9 protein-coding genes and 1 pseudogene are annotated in these 7,295 nt (G+C 40.9%); 3 read left to right on the top strand and 7 right to left on the bottom strand.

Features of this window, described 5'->3' with window-relative positions:
- Both MICAI_RS03760 and MICAI_RS03755 read left to right on the top strand, forming a co-directional pair.
- Window positions 1-2,097: CHAT domain-containing protein (locus MICAI_RS03760; RefSeq protein ID WP_039899559.1), on the top strand; the 2,097-nt coding region annotated here is incomplete at its 5' end.
- A gap of 70 nt (window positions 2,098-2,167) precedes the next feature.
- Window positions 2,168-2,503, top strand: coding sequence for an LPP leucine zipper domain-containing protein (locus MICAI_RS03755; RefSeq protein WP_002737579.1), 336 nt, complete (start codon window positions 2,168-2,170; stop codon window positions 2,501-2,503).
- Between the two features lie 56 nt (window positions 2,504-2,559).
- On the opposite strand, the gene ureC is transcribed toward MICAI_RS03755, so the two are convergent.
- The 7 genes and pseudogenes from ureC to MICAI_RS03720 form a co-directional block, all read right to left on the bottom strand.
- A complete protein-coding gene (ureC, locus tag MICAI_RS03750; protein WP_008197976.1) occupies window positions 2,560-4,269 on the bottom strand; it encodes an urease subunit alpha in 1,710 nt (569 codons plus the stop codon).
- Between the two features lie 81 nt (window positions 4,270-4,350).
- Window positions 4,351-5,247 (bottom strand): polyphosphate kinase 2 family protein, encoded by an 897-nt coding sequence (locus tag MICAI_RS03745; protein WP_002761380.1) that lies wholly within the window; start codon window positions 5,245-5,247, stop codon window positions 4,351-4,353.
- 178 nt (window positions 5,248-5,425) lie between these two features.
- A pseudogene (locus tag MICAI_RS03740) lies at window positions 5,426-5,768 on the bottom strand (XisI protein).
- Window positions 5,769-5,772: 4 nt separating this feature from the next.
- The gene (locus MICAI_RS27725; protein WP_110545937.1) at window positions 5,773-5,988 is read right to left on the bottom strand and encodes an element excision factor XisH family protein; all 216 of its coding nucleotides are present in this window, start codon (window positions 5,986-5,988) and stop codon (window positions 5,773-5,775) included.
- Between the two features lie 13 nt (window positions 5,989-6,001).
- Entirely contained in the window at window positions 6,002-6,355 is a 354-nt protein-coding gene (locus tag MICAI_RS03730) for a hypothetical protein (protein ID WP_002732513.1), read from the bottom strand.
- Between the two features lie 131 nt (window positions 6,356-6,486).
- Complete coding sequence (locus MICAI_RS03725; RefSeq protein WP_008197961.1) at window positions 6,487-6,753, bottom strand: BrnA antitoxin family protein; 267 nt, start codon at window positions 6,751-6,753, stop codon at window positions 6,487-6,489.
- Complete coding sequence (locus MICAI_RS03720) at window positions 6,701-6,994, bottom strand: BrnT family toxin (protein ID WP_039899561.1); 294 nt, start codon at window positions 6,992-6,994, stop codon at window positions 6,701-6,703. Before MICAI_RS03720 ends, MICAI_RS03725 begins: the two co-directional genes overlap by 53 nt.
- A gap of 91 nt (window positions 6,995-7,085) precedes the next feature.
- Between MICAI_RS03720 and MICAI_RS03715 the strand changes: the two genes are divergently transcribed.
- Window positions 7,086-7,295, top strand: a 210-nt coding sequence (locus MICAI_RS03715; RefSeq protein WP_157221719.1) for a helix-turn-helix domain-containing protein, incomplete at its 3' end; no start/stop codon positions are given.

Below are 7,295 nucleotides of genomic sequence, written 5' to 3'. Positions count from 1 at the left end.
ATCTGGAAACAACAATTAGGAGACAACCATCCCTCTACCGCCGCCAGTCTCAACAACTTGGCAGAACTTTACAGAGTTCAAGGAAGATACAGTGAAGCCGAACCCCTCTACCAACAAGCTTTAGCCATCAGGAAACAACAATTAGGCGACAACCATCCCGATACCGCCACCAGTCTCAACAGTTTGGCTACACTTTACTATTCTCAATATGACATTCCTCAAGCCATTAATTATCGCACCCAAGCACTTGCAGTAGAAGAATACAACCTCTCAGAAAATCTAAAAATGGGGGATGACAGGCAAAAACAAGATTATATGGCAAAGGTTTCAGGGACTACTGATGAGGTGATTTCTCTCAATCTTCAAGCTGCACCCAATAACCCAGAAGCAACCCGTCTTGCACTCAAAACTATCTTAGAACGAAAAGGACGTATTCTCGATGTCCTCACCAATAGCCTACAAATTCTGAGGCAACAAATTAATGATCCCGAAATTAAAGAATTATTAGAGCAATATAGTCAAAAGCAAACCGAACTTTCTAACCTGACGTTTCAACAAGAGGATAAAAATAAAAAAGAAGAATATTCTGCATTATCTGCAAGTACAATACGTAAATATTACCTAGATGAACTTCTTCCAGCAAATTTAGTGTTTGAGATGCAACAATTACAGCAGACCTCACAAAGATTGGCAGATATAAGTAATAGAGTAAGATCTGCATCTGATTCGATAGATAGAGCATTTCAATTTCTAAATGGAATTATTAAATGGAAAATTGAAGTGATTGTTTTGGAAAACGATGCTTCTCAAAGAAGACAAAGAATTCAAACAACCGAAAAGATTTCATCGATTAACACTATTCATCAAGACTTGATAAAAATCGCAGACCAATTAAGTCGTCGTAGTGCCGAATTTCGTAGCCTATCCCAACCCATTACCCTCGAAGGTATTCAAAAGCTAATCCCTGCTGATGCTGCTTTAGTTGAAATAGTCCGCTATCAACCTTATAATCCTAAAGCACCTAAAAATCAACGTTTTGGCATCCCTCGCTATGCTGTTTATATTCTCTATCCAAATGGTGACATCAAAGCCAAGGATTTAGGGGAAGCTAAACCGATTGATGACAAATTAATTTACTTTCGTGACAATCTTGCAGACGCAGAAACTCCTCTCCCTCAACTGCAAAAATCAGCGCGTCAACTTGATGAGATATTGATGCAGCCTATCCGTCAATTATTAGGCAATACTAAAACAATTCTGCTTTCTCCTGATGCTGCACTTAATTTAATTCCCTTTGAAGCTTTAGTAGATGAAAATAATCAATACTTAGTGGAAAATTATCATATTACTTATCTCACTTCTGGACGGGATTTACTGCGCCTTAAAGATAGATTTGCTAGTCAACAATCTCCGCTTATTGTAGCTGATCCTTTCTATGGTAAAGCAGGGGAAAAAGTCGCTCTCACTCGTTCCATCGACCTGTCTGAGTTTACTTTTCCCGGTCTTCCGGGTACAGAACAAGAAGCTAAAGCGATTAAAAATCTCTTACGTCAAGCCACTGTTTTAACTGGTTCTCAAGCCACAGAAAACGCCGTCAAACAAGTGAAAAAACCGAATATTCTCCACATCGCTACCCATGGTTTTTTTAAACCAGAAAGCAATGTGCTTGAGAATCCTTTATTGCGTTCTGGGTTAGTTTTAGCAGGAGTTACAATCGGTCAAAGTGCAGGAGATGATGGTGTTTTGACTGCTTTAGAAACTACCAATTTAAACTTAGTCGGAACCAAATTAGTTGTCCTTTCCGCTTGCGATACGGGGAAAGGAGATATTAAAATCGGTCAGGGAGTTTATGGATTGCGCCGCGCTTTAGTTATAGCAGGTAGTGAAAGCCAATTAATTAGCCTTTGGAAAGTATCTGATGACGCGACTAAAGATTTAATGGTCGCCTATTATGGACGCTTACAAAAAGGAGAAGGACGCAGTGAAGCTTTACGACAAATTCAATTAGGAATGCTCAAGGGTGAGAAGCAAAAACATCCTTTTTATTGGGCCAGTTTTATTCCTTCTGGTGATGCAACTTCGATGACATTTGACTGATTAAGGGTTAGGAGTTAAACTTAGGGGTAAAATTATTGGTATCACAAACAATTACTAGGAGGGTCACACAATGGCAACATTTACAGAAAACGACCTCAAAGAATTAAAAGACTTTATTGTAGGACAATTCAAAGAAGTTAATGACAAAATAGACAAGTCATCTGAACAACTTAATGGCAAAATAGACAGATTATCTGAACAACTTAATAGCAAAATAGACAAGCTATCTGAAGAAGTGAATAACTTAAGAGTTGACATAGCAAATATTAAAGGAGAATTAACAGGCGTGAATAAACGACTAGATAACTTGGAATTTACTAATCGAACCATCTTTGTTGCTATTGTTACTGCACTAATGGCAGGATTGGTTAAGTTATTTTTCCCAAATTTTCCTACTAATCCTTAACTGTGATTCAAAAAGAAAACGGATTTTTTGAAAAAACCCGTTTTCTGAAATCGAATTCAAAATAAGAAATAGCGCTGGGCCATGGGTAAAACCGTAGCGGGTTCACAGATTAATAATTCCCCGTCAGCACGCACTTCGTAGGTTTCGGGATTAACTTCCATGCGCGGTAAAGCGTCATTTAGCTTCATACTAGCCTTACTGATATTGCGCGTATTCGACACGGCTACGGCGGTTTTTTTCAGCTTTAACTTCTCAGGAATGCCCGCTTTCATAGCATATTTAGAAACAAATGTCAAGGAAGTTTTGGCGATCGCACCACCAAAAGAGGCAAACATGGGACGCATATAAACCGGTTGCGGTGTGGGAATACTGGCATTAGCATCGCCCATTTGCGCCCAGGCGATTAAACCGCCTTTCAGGACAATTTCCGGTTTTACGCCAAAAAATGCCGGTTTCCAGAGAACCAAATCGGCTAATTTGCCCACCTCGATGGAACCGACATAATCGGAGACACCATGGGTAATAGCAGGATTAATCGTATATTTAGCAATATATCGTCTTGCTCGCAGATTATCATTCTCTCCCGTTTCCCCGGTCAGTCTGCCTCGTTGTACCCGCATTTTGTGGGCAGTTTGCCAAGTGCGGATAATTACTTCCCCCACCCGTCCCATAGCTTGAGAATCGGAGGAAATGATGCTAAAAGCCCCTAAATCGTGGAGAATATCCTCGGCAGCAATAGTTTCGCGGCGGATGCGGGATTCAGCAAAAGCCACATCTTCGGGAATACTCCGGTCTAAATGATGACAAACCATCAACATATCGAGGTGTTCCTCTAAGGTATTCGTCGTATAGGGACGCGTGGGATTAGTAGAGGAGGGTAAAACGTTCATTTCCCCGCAAACCCTGATAATATCGGGAGCATGACCACCGCCGGCCCCTTCCGTGTGGTAGGTGTGAATGACCCGATTTTTAAAAGCGGCGATAGTGGCCTCGACAAAACCGGCCTCATTGAGAGTATCCGTATGAATCGCCACCTGCACATCGTACTTATCGGCCACGCTTAAACAGGTATCAATGGCTGCCGGAGTGGTTCCCCAATCTTCATGGAGTTTTAAGCCAATTACCCCCGCTTTTACCTGTTCCGCTAGTCCTTCCGGCTGACTGCTATTGCCTTTACCCAAAAAACCCAAATTCATCGGGAAAGCTTCGGCGGCCTCTAGCATTCGATAGATGTTCCATTCTCCCGGGGTGCAGGTGGTGGCATTAGTTCCCGTCGCAGGTCCGGTCCCACCACCAATCATTGTGGTAATCCCCGACGCAATCGCTGTCTCAATTTGTTGGGGACAGATAAAATGAATATGGGCATCAATCCCCCCTGCCGTCAAAATCATCCCTTCCCCAGCTAATGCCTCGGTAGCAGGACCGATAATAATATCGACATTATCTTGAATGTGGGGATTACCCGCTTTACCGATTTTATAAATTTTGCCGTCTTTAATGCCCACATCGGCTTTAACGATGCCCCACCAGTCGAGAATTAAGGCATTAGTAATCACTAGATCTACCGCCCCATCTTCCCTAGAAATGGGGGATTGGCCCATCCCATCGCGAATTACTTTACCGCCGCCGAATTTTACCTCATCGCCGTAGCTGGTGAAATCTTTTTCGACTTCGATAAATAATTCCGTGTCTGCCAGGCGAACTTTATCTCCGACGGTGGGGCCGTAGGTTTCTGCATAGGTGCGGCGATCGATGCGATAATTCATAGGGGGAATTCTTGAAAATCGAGATTGATTATACGATCGATTTTCCGGCAATTATCGCTTTTTGGGGATTTTCTTCCATTTTTAATCTGGCTCGTTTTCGAGGATTTCTTTGGCTTTCAGTAAAGCTTGGTGATGTTCTTCGGTGACGGTGGGATATTTTAAACCAAGGGATTCTAGGGTGTGATAAATAACCGCCCCCACAGCTAAACGGGTAAACCATTTGCGATCAGCCGGGATAATATACCAGGGGGCCCATTCGGTACTGGTATGATTGAATACCTCCTCGTAGGCTTTCATGTAATCACCCCAAAAAGCTCTTTCTTTGACATCATTTTCGGAAAACTTCCAATTTTTTTCGGGGCGATCAATTCTTTCTAAAAATCGTTTTTTCTGTTCTCCTTTAGAAACATTGAGAAAGAATTTCAGGACAATAACCCCATTGTTAACCAGATATTTTTCAAAATTATTAATCTCCTCAAAACGTCGCTGCCAAACTTTCTTGGTTCTGTCTTCTGGGGGGAGTTTTTGCCGTTCCAATAAATTTTGATGGACGCGCACAACTAATAATTCTTCGTAGTAAGAACGATTAAAAATACCGATACGACCCCGCTCCGGTAAAGCTTTATAATATCGCCAGAGATAATCGTGATCTAGTTCTTCGGCCGAGGGAACTTTAAAGCTAAATACCTGACAGCCTTGGGGATTTAAGCCCGACATAACGTGTCTGATCGTACCATCTTTACCCGCCGCATCCATGGCTTGCAGATTAATTAAGAGGGCATAGGTATCCTGGGCATAGAGTTTATCTTGAAACTCGGCCATTTTTTCGATTCCCTGTTGCAGCAGCAAAGTGGCATCTTCTTTGGTAATATAGTCTGGCTTAAACCCGGGATCGTAGTCTTTGTGTAGAGAAATTTCTTTACCCGGTGGCACGATTAAGGATTGTAAAAATGCTTGGCGATCAATTTTGCTGACCATGCTCTTCTCCTTGATTGTTTTGACCCTTAAGATTACATTGTAGCACTTTTGCTCGGAAAATATCTAACTCTTGAACCGGCGAGTCAAGGATGAACTGGCAGAAATGACCTAGAAACAAGTATATTTAAATACTCGATTTTAGCGACTCCTCATCTGACGAGAAAGTAAAGAATAATTTTTAGGCGATCGCAAATTCGGTAAACTGACGCACTTCGGGAGGTTGAAAAGCTAAAACTATCTCACTGCTGGGAATTCCTAAGCGCATTAATTCCGTGGCGATACCTGCTTCTGTCCAATCTTCTTCAATATAAATTTTGTCATTTTTTAGACGAAGATAAACGGAAATTGCTTTAATTCGTTTGCCATTTTTCCAGCCAATATTAAACCAAAGATATTGGCTTCTATTATGGTCAAAAATCAATATTTTTTTCTATGTCTTGATCGGGTACTTGTGAGGAAATTTCTGCATATTCTGTGAGAATTTTCTTGATTATGCTTTGATAATAATTTAGTTTATCCATTGAACTATTCCTCCTGATTAGTGTCAACAATTAACAATAAAATTTGATACTTTTGCAAGATTATTTGTATGGCAGCTTGAGCGAAAAACTTTTCATAAATTTCTTGTCCGATTAAAAAAATAAAGAAATTAATACATACAAGATATTTATTACAATGGTTCTTCGTTACTTGGTATGGTTCGATAGGGTGGCATAAATCGACTAAATCCTTATCTGGCAAGAGATTTAATTGATTAGTTCGCTCCAGATCGCAAACAATTGACAAAAATCGCAGTAATGTCTGTTTCTATAAGGGTTTCATCCCTTATAACCCCGTCCATTGCATAAGACAAACCGAAGAACCGAAATTCGGTTCCTTGTTGAATAAGGGAAAGGGCTGTACTCAATGGACGTTGTGCTTGTTTCCAATATTGCTCAGATGACAATTGATCGATTACTTCTTCATTCTCATCGCTATAATACACATTATAAAAATATTCCGCATCCTTAAGTTTTGTAGATAAACTTATCAGCGTATCCCAAGCCAGATTTAAAAAATCAATGCCAGCGGATTTAAAATCATCTCCAGTCGGTACATCTATAATCATAATTTTTCGTACTCACTTTTATCATTTCATTTAAGGCGATTTATTGGTAAATGAGATTGTGTGGCTTTTCATCCCGCTCAAAATGATAGCGAACTTTTTTATTGTGTGGCTTGTACCCGAACTAAACTTGACTATACTTTGTGAGCCTCCGCATAAATCCGTAAAGCGGCGGACATTTTTTGTTCACAATCCTCGCCCTGTGATTGAAACCAAGCTAGGGTTTCGGGATCTACTTGAACAAGAACATTTACTTTCTCTACAGGTTTCCACCACTGCGATTTACTAAAAAACTCCTCGGTTAAGGGCGGAATATCGGATGTGTCGATTTCCTCTTCCGTAAGAGCGTCAACTTTCTCCCAATTCGTCTCGGAGGTATTGTTCATATCGTTTTCGTTCATAGGGTAAAGCTTTACGAAGTGAAATAATACGAATTGTATCTCTACTCGGTTCTGTAAAAACGACAACTACCACTCGGCCATCGAGCGTACCGATTCCTATCAATCGATCTTCGCCATAATTTTCTCGTTCGTCAAGGGAAACTCGAATGGGATGTTCAAATATCCGCTGCGCGTCCGCGAAGTCTAGATCGCGCTTGATGATATTCGCTCGGTTCTTTTGTCGATCCCACTCGAATTTCATCGAAAATTTGGGTCTGAAACCCCGTCGTTCTACGACGGCTTTGCTGTTAAATATGAGCATCGTTTACGAAATAGATGCTAAAATATGAGACATGGAAAAAGCCTATTCGTTTCGATTTTACCCCACACCAAAACAAGAGTCGCTATTGCGGCGCACTTTGGGCTGTGTAAGATTAGTTTACAACAAAGCTCTCCACGAACGAACACAAGCTTGGTACGAAAAGCAAGAAAGAGTAGGCTACGCTCAAACGTCTTCAATGCTAACCGATTGGAAAAAGCAAGAAGAATTAAACTTTCTCAAT

Origin of the sequence: Microcystis sp. T1-4 (assembly GCF_000297435.1) — a bacterium.
Lineage (GTDB): Bacteria > Cyanobacteriota > Cyanobacteriia > Cyanobacteriales > Microcystaceae > Microcystis.
Note: the sequence above shows the minus strand (reverse complement) of the source record. Positions and strands in the feature narration are given on the sequence as shown.

Bases quoted from the DNA above. Each gene is read 5' to 3' on its own strand.
- MICAI_RS03755 (WP_002737579.1), top strand. From the start codon at position 2,168: ATGGCAACATTTACAGAAAACGACCTCAAAGAATTAAAAGACTTTATT.
- ureC (WP_008197976.1), bottom strand. From the start codon at position 4,269: ATGAATTATCGCATCGATCGCCGCACCTATGCAGAAACCTACGGCCCC.
- MICAI_RS03745 (WP_002761380.1), bottom strand. From the start codon at position 5,247: ATGGTCAGCAAAATTGATCGCCAAGCATTTTTACAATCCTTAATCGTG.
- MICAI_RS03730 (WP_002732513.1), bottom strand. From the start codon at position 6,355: ATGATTATAGATGTACCGACTGGAGATGATTTTAAATCCGCTGGCATT.
- MICAI_RS03725 (WP_008197961.1), bottom strand. From the start codon at position 6,753: ATGAACGAAAACGATATGAACAATACCTCCGAGACGAATTGGGAGAAA.
- MICAI_RS03720 (WP_039899561.1), bottom strand. From the start codon at position 6,994: ATGAAATTCGAGTGGGATCGACAAAAGAACCGAGCGAATATCATCAAG.